The organism is Plasticicumulans acidivorans, assembly GCF_003182095.1.
In the GTDB taxonomy this organism is placed as follows: Bacteria; Pseudomonadota; Gammaproteobacteria; order Competibacterales; family Competibacteraceae; genus Plasticicumulans; species Plasticicumulans acidivorans.
Genome location: NZ_QGTJ01000006.1, coordinates 104,791 through 122,564, shown reverse-complemented (window position 1 = coordinate 122,564; position 17,774 = coordinate 104,791). Strand labels below are relative to the sequence as shown.

Annotated in this window: 17 protein-coding genes; 4 read left to right on the top strand and 13 right to left on the bottom strand. The window is 66.5% G+C overall.

Annotated elements, in window-relative coordinates; translation table 11 throughout:
• Window positions 1–4: 4 nt before the first annotated feature.
• From bla to C7443_RS11560, 7 genes are all read right to left on the bottom strand, one after another.
• Window positions 5–883, bottom strand: coding sequence for a class A beta-lactamase (bla, locus tag C7443_RS11590; RefSeq protein ID WP_110018779.1), 879 nt, complete (start codon window positions 881–883; stop codon window positions 5–7).
• An 891-nt stretch (window positions 884–1,774) separates the two neighbouring features.
• Window positions 1,775–2,617: an NAD(P)-dependent oxidoreductase gene (locus C7443_RS11585; protein WP_110018778.1), complete on the bottom strand. Its 843-nt coding sequence runs from the start codon at window positions 2,615–2,617 to the stop codon at window positions 1,775–1,777.
• Between the two features lie 101 nt (window positions 2,618–2,718).
• Complete coding sequence (locus C7443_RS11580; protein ID WP_110018777.1) at window positions 2,719–3,270, bottom strand: dihydrofolate reductase family protein; 552 nt, start codon at window positions 3,268–3,270, stop codon at window positions 2,719–2,721.
• A gap of 35 nt (window positions 3,271–3,305) precedes the next feature.
• On the bottom strand, window positions 3,306–4,364 hold the full coding sequence (locus C7443_RS11575; protein ID WP_110018776.1) for a DMT family transporter: 1,059 nt from the start codon (window positions 4,362–4,364) through the stop codon (window positions 3,306–3,308).
• A 65-nt stretch (window positions 4,365–4,429) separates the two neighbouring features.
• On the bottom strand, window positions 4,430–5,014 hold the full coding sequence (locus C7443_RS11570) for a hypothetical protein (RefSeq protein WP_110018775.1): 585 nt from the start codon (window positions 5,012–5,014) through the stop codon (window positions 4,430–4,432).
• Between the two features lie 214 nt (window positions 5,015–5,228).
• Window positions 5,229–5,711, bottom strand: a complete 483-nt coding sequence (locus C7443_RS11565) for a hypothetical protein (protein WP_110018774.1) — start codon at window positions 5,709–5,711, stop codon at window positions 5,229–5,231.
• A gap of 168 nt (window positions 5,712–5,879) precedes the next feature.
• Window positions 5,880–6,326, bottom strand: a complete 447-nt coding sequence (locus C7443_RS11560) for a hypothetical protein (protein ID WP_110018773.1) — start codon at window positions 6,324–6,326, stop codon at window positions 5,880–5,882.
• Between the two features lie 137 nt (window positions 6,327–6,463).
• Between C7443_RS11560 and C7443_RS11555 the strand changes: the two genes are divergently transcribed.
• Entirely contained in the window at window positions 6,464–8,083 is a 1,620-nt protein-coding gene (locus C7443_RS11555) for an isovaleryl-CoA dehydrogenase (protein WP_110018772.1), read from the top strand.
• 4 nt (window positions 8,084–8,087) lie between these two features.
• Here the strand turns inward: C7443_RS11555 and C7443_RS11550 are convergent, their stop codons facing one another.
• The 3 genes from C7443_RS11550 to C7443_RS11540 form a co-directional block, all read right to left on the bottom strand.
• A complete protein-coding gene (locus tag C7443_RS11550) occupies window positions 8,088–8,747 on the bottom strand; it encodes a hypothetical protein (RefSeq protein ID WP_110018771.1) in 660 nt (219 codons plus the stop codon).
• 187 nt (window positions 8,748–8,934) lie between these two features.
• A complete protein-coding gene (locus C7443_RS11545; protein WP_110018770.1) occupies window positions 8,935–9,582 on the bottom strand; it encodes a DUF6928 family protein in 648 nt (215 codons plus the stop codon).
• A gap of 43 nt (window positions 9,583–9,625) precedes the next feature.
• Window positions 9,626–10,432, bottom strand: coding sequence for an alpha/beta fold hydrolase (locus C7443_RS11540; protein ID WP_110018769.1), 807 nt, complete (start codon window positions 10,430–10,432; stop codon window positions 9,626–9,628).
• A 528-nt stretch (window positions 10,433–10,960) separates the two neighbouring features.
• On the opposite strand from C7443_RS11540, the gene C7443_RS11535 reads away from it, so the two are divergent.
• A complete protein-coding gene (locus C7443_RS11535; protein ID WP_110018768.1) occupies window positions 10,961–11,380 on the top strand; it encodes a DsrE family protein in 420 nt (139 codons plus the stop codon).
• A 95-nt stretch (window positions 11,381–11,475) separates the two neighbouring features.
• On the opposite strand, the gene C7443_RS11530 is transcribed toward C7443_RS11535, so the two are convergent.
• Complete coding sequence (locus tag C7443_RS11530; protein ID WP_110018767.1) at window positions 11,476–12,918, bottom strand: catalase; 1,443 nt, start codon at window positions 12,916–12,918, stop codon at window positions 11,476–11,478.
• A 353-nt stretch (window positions 12,919–13,271) separates the two neighbouring features.
• Here C7443_RS11530 and C7443_RS11525 point away from each other — a divergent pair, with 353 nt between their 5' ends.
• Together C7443_RS11525 and C7443_RS11520 are read left to right on the top strand one after the other, a co-directional pair.
• Window positions 13,272–13,775 (top strand): hypothetical protein, encoded by a 504-nt coding sequence (locus tag C7443_RS11525; protein ID WP_110018766.1) that lies wholly within the window; start codon window positions 13,272–13,274, stop codon window positions 13,773–13,775.
• A 128-nt stretch (window positions 13,776–13,903) separates the two neighbouring features.
• Entirely contained in the window at window positions 13,904–14,668 is a 765-nt protein-coding gene (locus C7443_RS11520) for a PEP-CTERM sorting domain-containing protein (RefSeq protein WP_211346192.1), read from the top strand.
• On the opposite strand, the gene moaA is transcribed toward C7443_RS11520, so the two are convergent.
• Both moaA and C7443_RS11510 read right to left on the bottom strand, forming a co-directional pair.
• A complete protein-coding gene (moaA, locus tag C7443_RS11515) occupies window positions 14,592–15,602 on the bottom strand; it encodes a GTP 3',8-cyclase MoaA (RefSeq protein ID WP_246004632.1) in 1,011 nt (336 codons plus the stop codon). The two genes, C7443_RS11520 and moaA, sit on opposite strands and share 77 nt — an antisense overlap.
• Window positions 15,603–16,072: 470 nt before the next feature.
• Window positions 16,073–17,713 carry an acyl-CoA synthetase gene (locus C7443_RS11510; RefSeq protein ID WP_110018763.1) on the bottom strand — a complete coding sequence of 547 codons (1,641 nt, stop codon included), beginning with the start codon at window positions 17,711–17,713 and terminating at the stop codon, window positions 16,073–16,075.
• Between the last annotated feature and the right edge of the window lie 61 nt (window positions 17,714–17,774).

Here is a 17,774-nt window from a genome sequence, read left to right as displayed (position 1 = left end):
GCGCTCAGGCCGGCGCCAGCATCCGCGCCACCTCGGCGATGGCATGGTCGCGGGCAGCGAAGCTCGCCGTGCTCTGCGTCAGGTAGACGCAGACGATCAGCGCCGGCCCCTGCCCCGGCCAGATGATGGCGACATCGTTGCTGGTGCCGTACTCGCCGCCACCGGTCTTGTCGCCGATGCGCCAGCCGGGCGGCAGGCCGGCACGCAGCTTGGCGTCGCCGGTGCGGTTGGCGAGCAGCCACTCGATCAGCCGGGTGCGCGCGGCCGGCGCCAGTCGCTCGCCGAGCAGCAGCGTGTGCAGCAGACGCGCCATCGCCGCCGGCGTGGTGGTGTCGCGCACATCGCCGGGCGTCGCGGCATTGAGCGCGGTTTCCCAGCGGTCGAGCCGGGTCTGCGTATCGCCGAGCGCGCGGACATAGGCGGTCAGCCCTGCCGGGCCGCCGATCGCGCGCAGGATCAGGTTGCCGGCGGTATTGTCGCTTTGCGTCAGCGCCGCCGCGCACAGCTCGGCGAAGCGCATCGTGCCGCCGACGCGCGGGCCGGTCAGCGGCGAGTGGCTGACGATGTCCTCAGCACGGATCGCCACCGGCTGCACCAGATCGAGCGCGGCGGCCTCGACCCGCGCCAGCAGCGCGCCGCAGGCGATCAGCTTGAAGGTGCTGCACAGCGGAAAACGCTCATCGAGCCGCCGCCCGCGCAGCTCGCCGCTGTGCGTATCGAGCACCGCAACGCCGAGACGCGCCTCCGCGCCGAGCGTGCCTTCGAGCACCGCCAGCCGCGTGCTGAAGGACGCCTCAACCGCCGCGGCCCGACCGAATCCGCCGCCGCACACACCGGCGACGATCAGTTGCAGAAAACGCCGGCGTCCCGCCTGCTGGTTCATGCGCCTCCCTCTGCGTCATGACGTGTCCGCCCCGTGGCTCAGCCGAAGCTGAAGGCCGGCTTGATGGCCGCGCTGGTGACATTGAACGCTTAACTGCAGCGGCCACCGAAGGCGGCCTGCTAAACAGAACTGTTAGCTAACTAATCCTGGTTTTTATCAAGACGATGACCAAAGCTATTAAACAGCCAGTATGGGATTACCGAAATCGCCAGACAAACCCATTGATGACTATAAGCAACCCAGGCCCAACAGCCCCAAGCCCAGATAACAACAAAAATCTTAAGTGCTTTGTACATGGCAAAACGCTCAAGGAAGAATGATTGGCGCCGTACATACGGGCACTCCCGGCAATTGCGCCGGAGCGTATCGCCGTTTTCAGGTCTGGATTGAGTTCGAGCGCACACGACGGCAGGCAGAACCATTCGATCTTCCCGACGTTCTCCGCCCCCACTCCCGTACGCGATTGGCGCGCCGCAGGCGCAGATTGCCGGCGACTGTGAAAACCTTGCTCTCCACGTCCTGAATCAGGTCTTTCAGCAAGACGATGGAGCGCTCGGCGATTTCGCAGCGTTAACTCCAGTTGGAATTGGGCGAAATTCGAAGCGATGACCTTCGACGCAACGGTGCCGCTTGAACCTGCGCCAGCGTTCGTCCCGAGCCATGACAGTGGCCATGTTGCCTGCGCTGCATCGACACGACTGGCCTCGACGCGCCGCGCCCATGTCATCAGGGTGCCCACATGCACCCTGCGCCCCCCGGTAATGTGCACCCGCGTATTGCCCCGCTTAAGCAGAACAAATGCCGGCCGGCGAAGATGCGCTAACGCTTCGGGTGGCAGATTGCGCGCGTCGATCTTTACGAGCCGGCGCACGGCCCACACCGCCGGCGGCGTCAGCTGCGCTCGCCGCCCGGCCGCCGCAGGCGCTGGAAGCTGGCATCGTCGGCGTCGAGGCCGGCGATGCGCTCATAAAAGCGCGCCATCGCCGCGTAGATGCCGCTCTCCGGCCAGTCCGTACCGATAAAGGCCTCGATCTCGCGCATTTCCGGCGCCCAGCGGTACGCCTTGGGCAGCATGCTCGGTACCGCCCGCTGAAAACGCTGCAGCAGCTCCGGCTGGCTCTGGCCGAGTTCATCGAGCAGGCAGGGCAGCACGCCGTGGCGCTCGGCGGCCAGCAGCATGCTCGCCCCCAGGGCGATCAGGCCCTTGCTGATGCCCGAATAGGCCATCTTCAGCGCCGAGGCGGCACCGCTCGGAGCGTCCATCACCCGCGTCATCAGACCGTGCGTGCTCAACAGCTGGCCCAGTTCGCCGACCGCCCCGCTCAGGTAGAGCGTCGGCCCGTCGCCCTCGACGCCAGGTGGAAAGCCGATGATGCAGCCATCGACGAAGCGCCCGCCGGCGGCCATGATGACGGCTTCGACGCGCTGCACCGTCTGCGGCTCGATGGCGTTGAGGTCAACGTAGAGCGGCAGCCGGCCGCCGGCGCCGGCGAGCGCGGCGAAGCGCTGTGCCAGCGGCAGGGCCTGATCCGGCGGCACGATCGACAGGAACACCTCGGCCTGCATCAGCTCGGCATCGTCGACGGCTTCGAGGCCGGCCGCGGCGGCCCGGCGCACACTCGCCGCACTGCGCCCCTGCAGCGAGGTCAGCACCCGCGCCGCACCACTGCGCAGGCGCGCTCCGATGGCTGCCCCCATTTCGCCCGGGGCGATCACGGCAATCGTTGGTTTCATGGTTTGGAATTCCTTTCGCGACCGTCACAGGGCGCAGCCTGCACCGCTCGCGGCTGCTTGTCGCCCGTTGGCTAACAGCCGGCGCCGCTGCACGGGCAATCTCAGTGCCCGCGCACGACGGCGTAGCGCAGCTGCACGAAGCCAAAGGGATAGCTGCGAGTGTCGAGCCGTTCGAGCTGGATGTCGGCCGGCAGCACACCGAACAGCCGCCGCCCGCTGCCGAGCAGGCAGGGAATCAGCGTCACGGTCAGATCGTCGATCAGGCCGGCGGCCAGAAAGCGCTGGATGGTGAGGCCGCCGTCGACGTACAGCCGCCGCGCGCCGGCACGGCCGAGACGCTCGCACAGCGCCTGCGGGGTTTCGCTGGAAGCGCTGACCGTGGCCTGCAGCGCCGGCGCGATCGCCAGCGGCCGGCTGCTGAGCACGCTCACCGGCGTCTGCGCATACGGCCACGGCGTGAAGGTCTGAGCCAGCTCGAAGGTGTGGCGGCCCATCACCAGCGCATCGACCGAGCGCATGAACTCGGCATAACCGCAGTCCTCGCCGGCGGGCAGCCGCGCGTTGGCGGCCTCCAGCCAGTCGATGCGGCCATCGGCACGGGCGATGAAGCCATCCAGGCTGCTGGCGATGAACACCGAACACTGCACCGCCATGGCGGCCTCCTTGCAGCGGTCACGGGCACTGATGCTCAATGCCCGTGGCGATGATGCAGATCCGGATGATGGGCATGCGTGTGCACCAGCGGCCCGTGCTGATGCGGATGGGCGTGCGGCTCGCAGCCATCCCAGGGGAAGTCATGCGCGTGCTGGTGATGCGCATCGTGCACGTGCCGGTGGGCGTGTTGCAGCGCCTCGTGCCGGTGCTCGTGGGCGTGGCGCTCGCTCAGGTGCAGCCACAGCCCGCCGGCCATCAGCGCGAAGGCGAGCCAGAACAGCGGCCCGCCCGGCTCGCCGAGCAGCAGACCGCCGAGCGCGCCGACGAACGGCGCCAGCGAGAAGTAAGCACCGGTGCGCGCACTGCCCAGGCGCGCCAGCGCGCGCACGAACAGCACCAGACTCAGGCCGTAGCCGAGAAAACCGACCAGCAGCGCCGCAAGCAGCGTCATCGCCGGTGGCAGCGTCGCACCGCCGGCGGCGGCCAGCGCGACATTGAGCGCACCGGCGCACAGGCCCTTGAGGCTGGCGATCTGGGCGGCGTCGTACTGCGCGATCGAGCGCGTCAGGTTGTTGTCGAGCCCCCAACACAGGCAGGCACCGACGATCGCCAGCGCCGGCCACAGCGCACCGGCCTCGAACACGCCGGTCCAGCCCAGGCACAGGCTGCCGGCGACGATCAGCAGCATGCCGAGCACCAGCCGCCGGTCGGTCGCCTCATGCCAGACACACCAGGCCAGCAGTGCGGTGAACACGCCTTCCAGGCTGAGCAGCAGCGAGGCGCTGGACGCCGGCGTGCGGCTCAGCCCCCACATCAGCAGCAGCGGACCGAGCACGCCGCCGAAGCCGATCGCGCTCGCCAGCCCCGGCAGCGCCGCACGCGTCAGTGGCGCCTCGCGCCGGCTCGGCCGCAGCCGGCGCAGCAGCGCCAGGCCGATGCCGGCGCCGAGATACAGCAGCCCGGCGAGCAGCGTCGGCGGCAGCTCCGCCAGCAGGGTCTTGGCCAGCGGCGTGCTCAGCCCGAACAGCACGGCGGCGCCGAGGGCGACGCTGCTCGCCGAAGCCGTGCGCGGTATCGGTGTTTCGCCAGACATATCTCAAACCTCACGGCAACGCCGGCCGCGAGCATAGCGCCACGGCCCTGCCCAGGGGCGGCCGGCTACGGCGCGCTGCACTGGCGATAGCCCGCCTGCTGCACCGACACCGGACACCAGCTCGCCATGTCGACGATGTAGGCATCGGCGCGCCGGTTGCGCGCTTTGGCGAGTGCATCCTCGGCATCGCTGCGCTGCGTGAACACGGCGACGCTGCGATACACCTTGCCGCGCAGGTAGATCAGACCGCCGTCGACACCGACTTTCGGCCCGGCCACCTCGACTTCGTACTTCGCCTTGTCGAGCTCGCTGTCGGCACCGAACACCACGCCCCACTGCGTACTCGGCGCCACCACGCTCTGCGCCAGTGCCGGCAGGGCGGTCTGCTCGACCAGATCCTTCTGCGCCGCCGCCGACATCGGCACGCCGGAATAGCGGTTGATGACGTCGGTCGCCCACTGCCGCAGGTTCTTCGTCTCCTCGCGCGGCGCCTCGCGCAGGACCTGCGAGGCCAGCTCGACGAACTTGCCCTGCAGCTCGCGCTCCTTGGTTGCCGCGGAAAAATTATTGCCGACCACCAGCAGCACCACCGGCAGCACCACCGCGGCGATCGCACCGCTCAGCGCCTTCAGCTTTTCCCAGGGGTCCATGGCATGCACTCCGCTGGCGGGTCGGGAAGATGACCAGCCGCGCAGGCGCGGCGGCGTATCGTTCGAGCTTAGCCAACCGCCACGGCCGGCAGCAGGGCTGGCGTGCCGGAGTTTCTGCCGGGCGCACGCGGGCCTCGCCCCTGCATCGAGCGGCTGACGTTCAAAGCCCGCTTGCCGGGCAGCGCATGAAAATCGCCAGCGGCCAGCCGCACCGCTACGGCTTGCCGAGTGCAGCGGCGAATTGCCTGCGGATCGCCTCGCAGCCGGCTTTGTCCGAGCCTTCGCTGATGACCACCGCCGGACTGCTCAGCGGCTGCAGCTGCACCGCGTAATAAGGGTCGCCTTCGGCATCCCGGCTCTCGACCAGGCACACCGAAACGATCTGCTCGGGCAGCAGCAACAGGGTCTCGCGACGCCAGAGGTAGCGCTGGTCGATGCTCAGCGAGCGATCCGGCCGCACTTCGATACGCACACACGGGAAGCGCAGCACGTAGCCCGCCAGCCCCAGCGCGAACAGCCAGAACACGCCGAGCAGCAGCATGAGCAACAGCGGCGGGTAATAGCCCGGCTTGTCTGGTGGATAAATCGGCACCCGCCAGTGGTCACGAACCATCAGGTAGGTGAACAAGGTGCAAAACAGCAGAAAGATCGCCGCAAACACCCAGCCGAACAGCGGAATGCGATGGCTCAGCTTCATGATTTCCGCTCATCCCGAACGCATTGCAGTCCCTGACGTGGCGCACGGATCGGCGCGATCACGACCGCCGGCCACCTGCGCCGATGATAGCCGCTGGCGGCAGAACCGGTGTCGCAGGCCGGGTACCGGTTGACGCAGCCCACACCCGGCAGTGCAGCACCGCCCCGGCTAAGCCTTGCCGATCGCCGCCGCGAACTGCGCCCGCACCGCTTCGCAGCGGGACTTGCTGAAACCTTCCTTGATGACCACCGCCGGCCCGCTGACGGGCTGCAGCACCACCGAGTAATAGGTAGAGCTTTCGGCGTCGACGTCCGCGACCAGACGCAGCGCCGTGATCTGCTCCGGTCGCAGGCGCAGGGATTCCCGTCGCAGCGGATAACGCTTTTCGATGCACACCAGGCGATCCGAGCGCACCACGACGTGCACGCAGGGCCGCTGCATCGAGCGGATCGTCAGCAGCAGGCTGATCAGGCAGAACCCGGCGGGCAGCAGGACGGACCACAGCGACGGTGGCGCATCGCCGCGCAGCGGCGTAACCGCAGGCACCAGCCCGCCCAGCGTAAACCCCGCCGACAACACCCAGCTGATCAGCGGCCTGTCATTGCTCAGCTGCATGGCCTTTGCTCATCCCGAAAGTCCCGCGACGCCCGCGCCTGCGGCGGTATAGAGCCCGCAGGTTGCAAAGCGGGGACAAGGGCATCGCGCTGGCGAGCACCTAAGCTCAAGGCCTGCCCGGGTCACGGAGCTCCGCCATGCCTGCCACCCATGAGGTCAGCAACCAGCCGCCACCGCTGCGCGACTTCAACCGCTTTCTGGCCAACCCGCCGCTGCGCGCGGCACTGGCGCGCGAGGGCGCGCCCTGGGCCGACGAGGAACTGATCGCCCGCGGTGTCGAGCTCGGCAGTGGCGAATGGATCGAGCGCGGCGAGACCGCCAACCGCAACCGGCCGCGGCTGCGTCTGTTCGACCGCTTCGGCCACCGCCTCGACCGCTTCGATTTCGACCCCGCCTGGCATGCCTGCCTCGACTGGCTCAAGCGCCAGTGTCTGGCCGGCGCCGCCTGGCACGATGCCCGCACCGGCGCCGCGGTACGCCGCGCGGCGCTGTTCCAGCTGTTCGCCGAGGTCGAATGCGGCAGCCTGTGCCCGGCGACGATGAGCCACAGTGCCGTGCCGCTGCTCGCCCTCAGCCCGGCGCTGGCCGATCCCTGGCTGCGCCTGCTGCAGGCGCCGGTGCACGACGGCCGCGACTTGCCGATCGCGCAGAAGTCCGGCCTGCTGATCGGCATGGGGCTGACCGAAAAACAGGGTGGCTCGGACCTGCGCGCCAACACCACGCGCGCGGTGCCGGCGGGTGACGGCTGGTATGCGCTGACCGGTCACAAGTGGTTCTTTTCAGTGCCGAACAGCGATGCGCATCTGGTCACGGCGCAGGCGGCGGACGGGCTGTCGTGTTTTTTCCTGCCGCGCTTTCTGCCGGACGGCCGGCGCAACGCGGTACGCATCCAGCGCACCAAGGACAAGCTCGGCGACCACGCCAACGCCAGTGCCGAGGTCGAGTTCGACGCCGCGCTGGCCTGGCCGATCGGCGGCGAGGGACGCGGCATCGCCACCATCATCGAGATGGCCAACCACACCCGCCTCGACTGTGCCAGCGGCTCGGCCGGCATCATGCACGGCGTGTTCAGCGAGGCGCTGCACCATGCCCGCCATCGCCACGCCTTCGGCAAGCCCCTGATCGAGCAGCCGCTGATGGCTGCGGTGCTCGCCGATCTGGCGCTCGAATGCGCCGGCCACAGCGCGCTGTGCCTGCGTGCGGCGGCGACCGTGGATCACCCCGGCGACGGTGGCGAGCGCCTGCTCAAGCGCCTGCTGACGCCGCTCGCCAAATACTGGATCTGCAAGCGCACGCCGACGGTGGTGGCCGAAACGATGGAGGTGCTCGGCGGCAACGGCTACATCGAGGAAGGCCCGATCGCCCGTCCGTTTCGCCAGTCGCCGCTGAACTCGATCTGGGAAGGCGCCGGCAACGTCATGTGCCTCGACCTGCTGCGCGTGCTGGCGCGCGAACCGCACGCCCGCGAGGTCCTGATCAGCGAGCTCGAACGCCCGCTGGGCATCCACCCGGCCCATGACCGCCAGGTCGCACGCATCAAGGATCAGCTGCGCCGCGAGCCCGTCGAAGCGCAGGCGCGCTGGCTCGCCGAGGAACTGGCCGTGGCGCTGGAAGCGAGCTGCCTGCTGCGCACGCCGGGCGTGCTGGCCGAGGCCTTCTGCAACAGCCGCGAGGCCGCTCGCGGCCAGTGCCTCGGCGCGGTGGCGGCACCGGCGCTGGCAGCGGGTGAAGTCCTGCGCGCGGTCGGCGCCGGCTGAATGCTCAGTCGCCGGCTTCGCGGAAGCTGTCCAGCAGATAACGCGAGCCCGGCATGTTCATCGCCGCATGGCCGGGGACGATCTTGAAGCGGTCGCTGCCGTAGAGCGGTACGCCCGCCTGGCCGAGCAGACCGCCGTCCTCGCGCTTGATGCTCTCGTAGGGCTTGCCGGTGCTGCCGCCGATGACCGGCACGTCGTACCACTTGCGCTCGATGGTGCTGGCTGGCCCCTTGTAGCCCTTGACCCAGCCGACCCTGAGCTTGTTCGCCGACTCGCGAATGAAGTCCTCAAGGAACGTGCCGGCGCCGATATAGCAGCATTTGAAGGAAATCAGCCCGATCTCCTCGATGCCCCACTGCTTGAGCCAGACCGCCAGGTCCTGGGCGTCGAACCCCTGCCCGCCCGGGGATTCCAGCGCGCTGTTCTCGACGCCGACGTGAGTCAGCGAGCCGTGGGCGATGATCATCAGCTTGTCCTGCAGCGTCGGCACGGGGATGCCGGCCTGCCTGAAGCAGCCGCGATGCAGCTCCTGCCAGCCGTCGCTGACCGGATCGGACCATTTGCGATCGTCCGGCACCTGCTCCCAGGCGCGGTAGACCTCGGCGGACTCGTGGATCACCTTGTCCGGGCACAGCTTGATCAGGAACAGCCTTCCCCATCGCATCGTCGGGTTCTCTCCTCGCCGGGTGGACACTGCACGCTCGAAACGTCGTCACTGCTGTGACCGATGCCGCGCGCCACTCGAAGAAAGACTCGACGGGGCCGCTTTGCCGCGACCATCGCTGGTCCGCCAAGACATTAACCAGAATTCATCAGGCCGTCATCGCCAGCCTGATGCAGGCTGCACGCGCTCACCACGGCCACAGGTGCCAGCGCCGCCGCGGGCGCTTGAAGCGCAGCAGCGGCACCGTCTCCGGCTCGATCAGCGTCGGCTCGGCGGGGCCTTCGAGCCGGTAGCCGAACAGCGCCCGCAGCGCGGCATCGCCGAGGTCGAGCGGATGGAACGGCAGCGGATAGGCCTCGGTTTCGCCGTCGTCGAAGGCCGGATGCCCGCCGGCCCAGTACGTCGCCTCGAAGGCCAGCGGTTCGCCGATGTTTTCGAGAATGCCGCTGTCCGGCGACAGGCTGAGGGCCCGCAGCAGACGGCCGTCGTGCCAGCAGGCATAGGCGAACCAGTCGACGACACTGTGCATCGCATGCAGGTAGAGCCGTTTGCCGCGGCTGGCTTCGACGAAGTGCGCCTCCAGCCTGGACGGGTAATCGATGCCGAACGCCTTGGCGGCGATGACCGCGACGCCGGGAAAGCAGCCGGCGAGGATTTCATCCTCCGGCGGACAGGTCCACGACAGATCGCCTTCGCCGCTGGCGACGAGCGTCTCCTGCGGGAACAGCGTGCCGAGCAGCGCCTGCGTCGCCGCAGTATCGAGCGGCGGCCGCGCGCGCAGCGCCGCGCGGGCATCGGTGTCGGCGTAGACAAGCATCCAGGTCTTGGCTCCCATGCGCGAACCTCCTCAGCCAGCGGACAGCGCGATCGAACGCGGTTCAGGCCACGAAGTCTTCGATGATCGCGGCCATCTCCTGCGCGACTTCGTACATCGGGAAATGGCTGCGCGCCGCCAGCTTCGACACCTGGAACCAGGGGTGCGCCGCCGCAAACGCCTGCTGCGCCGCCAGGTAGCCCGGGTCATCCGGCTGGGCGTACAGGTGCAGCACCGGCACCGGCGCATCCAGCGCCGCCAGCGCCGCCAGCGCCGCCAGCGCCCGCAGCGGACTGCCGGCCCCGGCATAGGCGCGACCGATCTCGCGGCCGGCGCGCGCCCACATCTCGCCGCCATAGGCCCCCATGTCGGCGCGCACGTAATGACTCAGCGCCGGGATGTCGAGCCCGCGCAGCCACATCGAGAACAGCTGCTCGCGCGTCGCCTGCCAGTGCCCGGGCTGCTGCAGCCCCTGCAGGGCATCGAGAAACGGTGGCGGGGCATCGAGCACGATCCAGTCGAGCAGCACCAATGCGGGAATGCGCTCGCCCAGCCGGCGGCGCAGTTCGATGGCGATCCAGCCGGCGTGCGACAACGCCACCGGCACGATCCGCTGCGCGCCGCTGGCCGCGATCACGGCCAGGGCATCGGCCAGCAGCTCGGCGGCGCCGAAATCGCCGGCCACCGGCGCCGACTGCCCGTGGCCGCGCCAGTCGATGACCAGCGTGCGCCGCTGCGTCGCACAGCGGGCGGCGAGCGGCTCGAACACCTGGCGACTGCCGCACCAGCCCGGCAGGAACAGCAAAGCCGCTTCACCCTGGCCATGATCGTCGTAGCTGATGCGCACCGCGTCAGACATCACTTCCGGCATCGACGTCACCTCCACTGAACCGGCAGAGCGGACCGCCCGCCCTCGCCGCCCGCCGGCCGCAGCGCAGCCGCTCGGATCGATCGCCTTGAGTGAGGACGCCGACCGCCCGGATTTCCAGCGCCCGGGCATTTAAAGTTCCGCGTCCGTATGGGCCCCGGTACGCAACACAGAGGCCGCCAGCCTCGGATCACCCCGAGGCATGAGCCATCCGCCCGCCCCTTACACCGGAATCGGTTGGCTTCACTGAACGGGACGTTTCAGCAGGTCGCGATTCGTTTTGAATCAGTCTCGACGCGGATCGCACGCTTCGATCGATACATTTTTATAGATTTAGAAACACCGAATTCGAATACGGCATGGCTGTGCTGATTGATAAAAAACGGCTCAGATCATTACGAGTGCGGCTATCGACAGCGTGCTTGATTTTCAGTAATCGCGCTATCAAGCTTCAGACTGATCCATTCGAACGGAGAACTCGTTTCAAATCGTCGGCGTTTCAAAAAAACCAGCCGGAAAAGGATATTCGCCATGAGAATTATCAGTCGTCTCCTGTTCATCCTCACCCTGCTTGCGGGCTGCTTCACGCCCGCAGCATTTGCCGCTGACACGGACCCGTTATTCGTCAATCTGACGACTGACGATCCGCACCGCGCGAACATGGGCATTACCTTCGGCCTGAAGCAATTCCAGCGCGGTCATCCGTTGACGATTCTGCTCAATGACAAAAGCGTTTTCATCGGCGCCAAAGCCGGCGCCGAGCGCTTTGCCATGCATCAGAAACTGCTTGCCGATCTGATCGGCAAGGGCGCCACCGTGCTGATCTGCCCGATGTGCATGAAGCAATACGGCATCACGGAAGCGGACCTCATCCCAGGGGTGAAACTCGGCAGCCCGGAAATCACCGGGGATGCGCTGTTCAAGGACAACACCAAAGCCTTGTCCTGGTAATACCGGCAGTGCAATCGATACCCGCGCGCAGACACCTGCGCGCGGGGTTGTTTAGCAAGAGCCATTCAGCGATGTACGCCTGAAGCCCTGGCGATTCAGTCCATCAGCCCCAGGGCTTTCGCCACGCCGGCCCCGTAGGCCGGATCGCACTTCGTGCAGTTGGCGATATGCCGGCGTTTGATTTCCTCCGGCGCGTCACCCATCGCACGGGCGGTATTGTCGAACAGGCGCTGCTGCTCTTCGGCGCTCATCAGCTGGAACAGCGCGCGCGGCTGACTGTAGTAATCGTCGTCGTCCTCGCGGTAATCCCAATGATCGGCGGCACCGTCGATCTTCAGCGGCGGTTCGCGGTAGTCCGGCTGCTGCTGCCATTCGCCGTAACCGTTCGGCTCGTAGCCCAGTGTGCTGCCGAAATTGCCGTCGACCCGCATCATGCCGTCGCGGTGATAGCTGTGTACCGGGCAGCGCGGAGCGTTGACCGGAATCAGACCGTGGTTGACGCCGAGCCGATAGCGCTGCGCATCACCGTAGGAAAACAGCCGTCCCTGCAGCATTTTATCCGGCGAGAAACCGATGCCGGGCACGACATTGGCCGGGTTGAAGGCGGCCTGCTCGACCTCGGCGAAGTAATTCTCCGGATTCCGGTTGAGCTCCATGACGCCGACTTCGAGCAGCGGATAGTCACCGTGCGGCCAGACCTTGGTCAGATCGAAGGGGTGATACGGCACCTTCTCGGCATCCAGCTCCGGCATGATCTGGACGTACAGCGTCCACTTCGGGAAATCACCACGCTCGATCGCCTCAAAGAGATCGCGCTGATGCGTTTCGCGGCATTGGCCGACGGCGGCGGCGGCTTCGGCATCGGTCCAGTTCTTGATGCCCTGCTGCGTTTTCAGATGGAACTTGACCCAGTAACGCTCGTTCTGCGCATTGATGAAACTGAACGTGTGCGAGCCGAAACCGTTCATGTGCCGATAGCTCGCCGGGATGCCGCGATCGGACATGACCACGGTGACCTGGTGCAGCGCTTCCGGCAGCAGTGTCCAGAAATCCCAGTTGTTGCGGGCACTGCGCAGATTGGTGCGCGGGTCGCGTTTGACCGCGTGATTGAGATCGGGGAATTTCAGCGGATCACGCAGGAAAAACACCGGCGTGTTATTACCGACCAGATCCCAGTTGCCCTCCTCGGTATAGAACTTCACGGCAAAACCGCGAATATCGCGCTCGGCATCGGCGGCACCGCGCTCGCCGGCCACCGTCGAGAAACGCACGAACAGTTCGGTCTGTTTACCGATGGCGCTGAAAATCCGGGCGCGCGTGTACTGCGTAATGTCATGGGTGACCGTGAACGTGCCATAGGCGCCGGAACCCTTGGCATGCATGCGCCGCTCCGGAATCACCTCGCGGTCGAAATGCGCAAGTTTTTCCAGAAACCAGACATCCTGCAGCAGCTGCGGACCGCGCGGCCCGGCCGTCAGCACGTTCTGGTTGTCGACCACCGGACAACCGCCCGTGGTCGTGAGCTTTTTATCGCTCATTTTAAGCCTCCTCGAAATTTAGAACGCTTCAACGGTAAACTCAGCATCAGCGCCTGCCGCTAATCACTGCGACAGGCATTGAGAGTTTTCCGTGTAATTGACGACGCAACTAACTCGCCGTCGCGAGGAGTCTAGGTTTTGCATTGCATTGGCATCCAATGGGATGTCTTCATCCGCCGAATTGTTTTTGCCTATTGGATCAATAATAGATTTCCCCAATCACCCCGATAATTTTATTTTTACGGATCAGTGATATTCAGCGTATTCGCCAGCCGTTTTCGCGCGGAATATGCGGATATGGCCGGCCGGCAGGTATCCTCCATCCGCAGACGCGAACGCACGGGAGACAGGAGATGCACGATGATCGCGATTCACACCCGGCGGCGGCCGTGTGGCTGCGCTTCCGTGACGGGCAGATCGTGCTGACGGTGACGGCCGGCCCGACGCTATCGGTCATCGCCGCCGGCTCCATGCATACGGTGCTGGAGAGCCTGCAGCATGAGCCGGCCACGCCGGCCGAACTGGAAGCCGCCATCGCGTGCATCGAGGACGTGCTGATGCCTGCGGTGCGTCACCTGCCGGCGGCGGCCGAACTGTATTGCGCCGAACCGTCGCTCCAGACGCTCGCGCACCTGGTCGCTGCCGGCGCCCTGCCGGTGCGTCTGGACACCGGCAGGGTCGAGCGTCTGTTCAACGACCTCGCCGATATCGCCTACGGCATGCCGGCGGCGCGCCTCGGTCTGCCGACGGCGCGCGACTTCACCGCGGCCTTGCTGGTACTGCGCGAGGTGCTGCACCACGGCGGCTTCGCCGCGGTCACGCTGATGCCGACCGAACCGCCCTCGACGCTGGCGTAAGAACGCGGGCCGGCGCGACCGTCGCCAAAGCTTCATCGTCCGTCCCCGCGCGTGTCGCAGGGCGCTGTCGCAATGCGCCCTGCCCGGCCCTGTCCGCCGGAGCCCGACACTAGCGGAGGATGTCCACGATGTTGCGCACGCTGTCCCTGTGCGGCCTGCTGGTCGCCACTCAGGCCCAGGCCGGGCTGATCCAGATCGACTTCAGCGGTACGCGCAGCAGCGCATCCGCCAATGTCTTCGGCACCGACGTATCGCAGCTGCGCGGCCACGCGCTCTACGAGACCGACACGCCGGCGACACTGTTCAGCACCTTCAATGGCACGACCAACAATTTCTACGGTGCGCTGCGCGCGTTCAGTTTCGAGCTGCTCGCTGCCGACGGTGCGACGGTGTTTGCCGGCGAACGCCAGGGCGGCAGTTTTGCCTATGCGCAGGTCCGCGACGCCTCGGCGGGCCGCGACAGCTTTTCGCTGAACGGCATCTACCTCGACCCCGATGAGCTCAGCGGCGACCCGGCGGGGCTGACGCAGGTGCAGTTCACGCTGCTGCTCAATGCCATCAGCGCCGATGTCATCGATGCGCCGAGCCTGCCGCAGACGCTCGATCCGCTCGATTTCAGCCAGCGCGTCGTGCAGCTGTTCGTCGCCCGCACCCCCGGTTCGCAGCCGAGCGGCGTCGCCGTATCGCTGAACTACAACCTCGATACGCTGAGCTTCACGCCCTACGCGACGGTACCGGAGCCGGCGAGCGTGATGCTGTACGGCCTCGGCCTGGCCGCGCTGCTGCGCCGGAAGGCGCGCGCGGCGGCGGCAGGCTTCAGCCGCCGGTCACGTTCATGTGACGCAGGATCACCGGCTGCGCATCGAGGCGGAAGTCGTGCCCGCGCGGCTTGATCCGCATCGCCTCGACGATGGCCTGCTGCAGGCGCTGGTGATCGCCGGGATATGCGCGCAGCATGTGGCGCAGATCGACCGAATGCTCCTGGCCGAGGCACAGCAGCAGCCGGCCCTCGGCGGAAACGCGCACGCGGTTGCAGTCGCCGCAGAAATTGTGGCTGTGCGGCGAAATGAAGCCGACGCGGCAGGCCGTGGCGCCGACGCGATAGTACTTCGACGGGCCGCCGCTGCTCTCGGTGGTCGGCAGCAGCTCGAAATGCTCGCTGAGATCGCGGCGGATCTCGTCTGAGGAGTAATAAGCCTCGGCGCGATCGTGATCGCCGATGACGCCAAGCGGCATTTCTTCGATGAAGGAGATGTCCAGCCCCTCGTCGATGGCAAAGCGCACCAGATCGACGACTTCGTCGTGATTACGGTGCTTGAGCACGACGCTGTTGAGCTTGATGCGCTCGAAACCGGCCGCCTGCGCGGCCCGGATCCCGCCCAGTACCGTCGCCAGATCGCCGGTGCGGGTGATGCGGCGGAAACGCTCCGGCTGCAGGCTGTCGAGGCTGACGTTGATGCGCGTCAGGCCGGCGGCGCGCAGTGCCGGCGCCATGCGTGCGAGCTGCGAACCGTTGGTGGTCAGCGCCAGCTCACGCAGCGATTCGAGTGCGCCGAGCTGTTCGACCAGCATCAGCATGTCGCGGCGCACCAGCGGCTCACCGCCGGTCAGGCGAATCTTGCGCACGCCGAGCGCGACGAAGGCGCGGCCGACTTCGGCCATTTCTTCGAGCGTGAGCACGCGGGCGCGCGGCAGGAAGGTCATGTCTTCCGCCATGCAGTAGACACAGCGGAAATCGCAGCGGTCGGTGATGGAGAGGCGCACGTAATCGATGTGGCGACCGAAACGGTCGATCAGCTGCGCGGACGGTTCGGTGACGGTGGACACGGACGCATCTCCTCGGTGGCAGGCGGGCGCGATCGCTGCCGCCCTGCGGCTGTCGGGACAGCGCGAGGCTCGATCGTTCGCCCGCATTCGGGCCTTCACGGCCAGGCATCTGCAATCGAATGCATCGAGCAGAGTTCACACAGCCACGCCCTGGCGAGATGTTCCTTCCCTTGACGGGGAGCACACACGATACAGGCAGCGAGCACGGCCCCGCTATGCGTACGCACCGGCCGTGCGGCCCGATGCAGGGCGCTCGCGCCGCCGTGCGCTGCATGTCGATGATTCAACAAAATCATACGTGAGGCGGTTTTTCGCGGTCTGTTCCCCGCAAGAGGTAGACATATGCCGGCCGGTCGAGCAGTGCGAAACTGTCCTCACGGGCTCCGGCCGCGCAGAGAATGCAGCCGCTGCAGACGACGACGCCCCGCAATCACTGCGGGGCGTCGGCTTCAAGCGGGTTCAGGCCGCCATCAGCTCAGCGAACCCAGCTCCTTGGCCTGGTTGCGCAGGATGAACTTCTGGATCTTGCCGGTGGAGGTCTTCGGCAGCGGCCCGAAGACGATGGTCCTCGGTACCTTGTAGCCGGCCATCTGCGTCTTGCAGAAGGCGATGATCTCCTCCTCCTTGACCTCACCCTCGAACTGCGGCTTGAGCGTGACGTAGGCACACGGCGTCTCGCCCCACTTGGCGTCCGGGCGGGCGACGACCGCGGCTTCCATGACTGCCGGATGGCGATAGAGCACATCCTCGACTTCGATCGTCGAGATGTTCTCGCCACCGGAGATGACGATGTCCTTCGAGCGGTCCTTGATCTCGATGTAACCGTCTTCGTGCCACACGGCGAGGTCACCGGAATGGAACCAGCCACCGGCGAAGGCTTCTTCGCTCGCGGCCGGATTCTTCAGGTAGCCCTTCATCACCAGGTTGCCGCGCATGAACACTTCGCCGAGCGTCTTGCCGTCCTGCGGCACCGGCTGCATGTTGGTCGGATCGGCGACCATCAGCCCCTGCTGCATCGGATAGCGCACGCCCTGACGCGCCTTGAGCCGCGCCTTCTCCTCGACCGAGGCATCTTCCCAGCGATCCTGCCAGACGCAGGACACGCACGGGCCGAAGGTCTCGGTCAGGCCGTAGACGTGAGTGACGTTGAAGCCCATGCGCTCCATGCCCTCGATGACCGCGGCCGGCGGCGCGGCACCGGCGACCATCACCTTGACCAGGTGCGTGATGCCGGCCTTCATCTCGGCCGGGGAATTGTTGAGCATGTTGAGGACGATCGGTGCGCCACAGAAGTGGTTGACCTTCTCTTCCTTGATCGCCTTGAAGATCGGCTCCGGACGTACCGCGCGCAGGCATACCGAGGTGCCGGCCGCTGCGGCCAGCGTCCACGGGAAGCACCAGCCGTTGCAGTGGAACATCGGCAGCGTCCACAGATAGACCGGATGCTTGCCCATGTCCCAGGCGACGATGTTGCAGATGCCGTTGAGATAGGCACCGCGGTGGTGATAGACGACGCCCTTCGGGTTGCCGGTGGTACCCGAGGTGTAGTTCAGCGAGATCGCCTGCCACTCGTCATCGGGCAGCTTCCATTCGAAGTCGGCATCACCTTCTTCGAGGAACGCCTCGTAATTCTTCTCACCGAGCAGCTCACCGCCTTCGTAGTAGAGATCGTCGACGTCGATGACGATCGGGCGCACCGGGCACAGCCGCAGGGCCTTTTTCACCGTGTCGGAGAATTCACGGTCGGTGATGACCAGCTTCGCCTGACCATGCTGCAGCATGAAGGCGATGGCGTCGGCATCCAGACGCACGTTCAGCGTGTTCAGCACCGCACCCGAAGCCGGCACGCCGAAATGCACTTCGAGCATCTCAGGGATGTTCGGCAGCATGATGGCGACCGTGTCGCCGAGGCCGATGCCACGCTTGTTCAGCGCCGAGGCGAGCTTGCGGCAACGGGTGAAGACCTCCCCCCAACTACGGCGCGTGTCGCCGTGGACCACCGCCAACCGCTCCGGGTAAATCGACGCCGTGCGCTCAATGAAGCTCAGCGGCGACAGGTTCACAAAGTTGGCTGCGTTGCGGTCGAGTCCGAGTTCATACGGGTTTTGCATCTTCTCTTCTCTCCAGTTGGCCCTTGCGAGCCATTAGTACCCCCTCAACTGCAGGACGCTT

Excerpts from the sequence above, each read along its gene's own strand:
- C7443_RS11535 (WP_110018768.1), top strand. The coding sequence starts at position 10,961 with ATGAGAATTATCAGTCGTCTCCTGTTCATCCTCACCCTGCTTGCGGGC.
- bla (WP_110018779.1), bottom strand. The coding sequence starts at position 883 with ATGAACCAGCAGGCGGGACGCCGGCGTTTTCTGCAACTGATCGTCGCC.
- C7443_RS11525 (WP_110018766.1), top strand. The coding sequence starts at position 13,272 with ATGCACGATGATCGCGATTCACACCCGGCGGCGGCCGTGTGGCTGCGC.
- C7443_RS11550 (WP_110018771.1), bottom strand. The coding sequence starts at position 8,747 with ATGCGATGGGGAAGGCTGTTCCTGATCAAGCTGTGCCCGGACAAGGTG.
- C7443_RS11580 (WP_110018777.1), bottom strand. The coding sequence starts at position 3,270 with ATGGCGGTGCAGTGTTCGGTGTTCATCGCCAGCAGCCTGGATGGCTTC.
- C7443_RS11555 (WP_110018772.1), top strand. The coding sequence starts at position 6,464 with ATGCCTGCCACCCATGAGGTCAGCAACCAGCCGCCACCGCTGCGCGAC.
- C7443_RS11520 (WP_211346192.1), top strand. The coding sequence starts at position 13,904 with ATGTTGCGCACGCTGTCCCTGTGCGGCCTGCTGGTCGCCACTCAGGCC.
- C7443_RS11565 (WP_110018774.1), bottom strand. The coding sequence starts at position 5,711 with ATGAAGCTGAGCCATCGCATTCCGCTGTTCGGCTGGGTGTTTGCGGCG.
- C7443_RS11575 (WP_110018776.1), bottom strand. The coding sequence starts at position 4,364 with ATGTCTGGCGAAACACCGATACCGCGCACGGCTTCGGCGAGCAGCGTC.
- C7443_RS11545 (WP_110018770.1), bottom strand. The coding sequence starts at position 9,582 with ATGGGAGCCAAGACCTGGATGCTTGTCTACGCCGACACCGATGCCCGC.
- C7443_RS11510 (WP_110018763.1), bottom strand. The coding sequence starts at position 17,713 with ATGCAAAACCCGTATGAACTCGGACTCGACCGCAACGCAGCCAACTTT.
- C7443_RS11540 (WP_110018769.1), bottom strand. The coding sequence starts at position 10,432 with ATGCCGGAAGTGATGTCTGACGCGGTGCGCATCAGCTACGACGATCAT.
- C7443_RS11585 (WP_110018778.1), bottom strand. The coding sequence starts at position 2,617 with ATGAAACCAACGATTGCCGTGATCGCCCCGGGCGAAATGGGGGCAGCC.
- C7443_RS11570 (WP_110018775.1), bottom strand. The coding sequence starts at position 5,014 with ATGGACCCCTGGGAAAAGCTGAAGGCGCTGAGCGGTGCGATCGCCGCG.
- C7443_RS11560 (WP_110018773.1), bottom strand. The coding sequence starts at position 6,326 with ATGCAGCTGAGCAATGACAGGCCGCTGATCAGCTGGGTGTTGTCGGCG.
- C7443_RS11530 (WP_110018767.1), bottom strand. The coding sequence starts at position 12,918 with ATGAGCGATAAAAAGCTCACGACCACGGGCGGTTGTCCGGTGGTCGAC.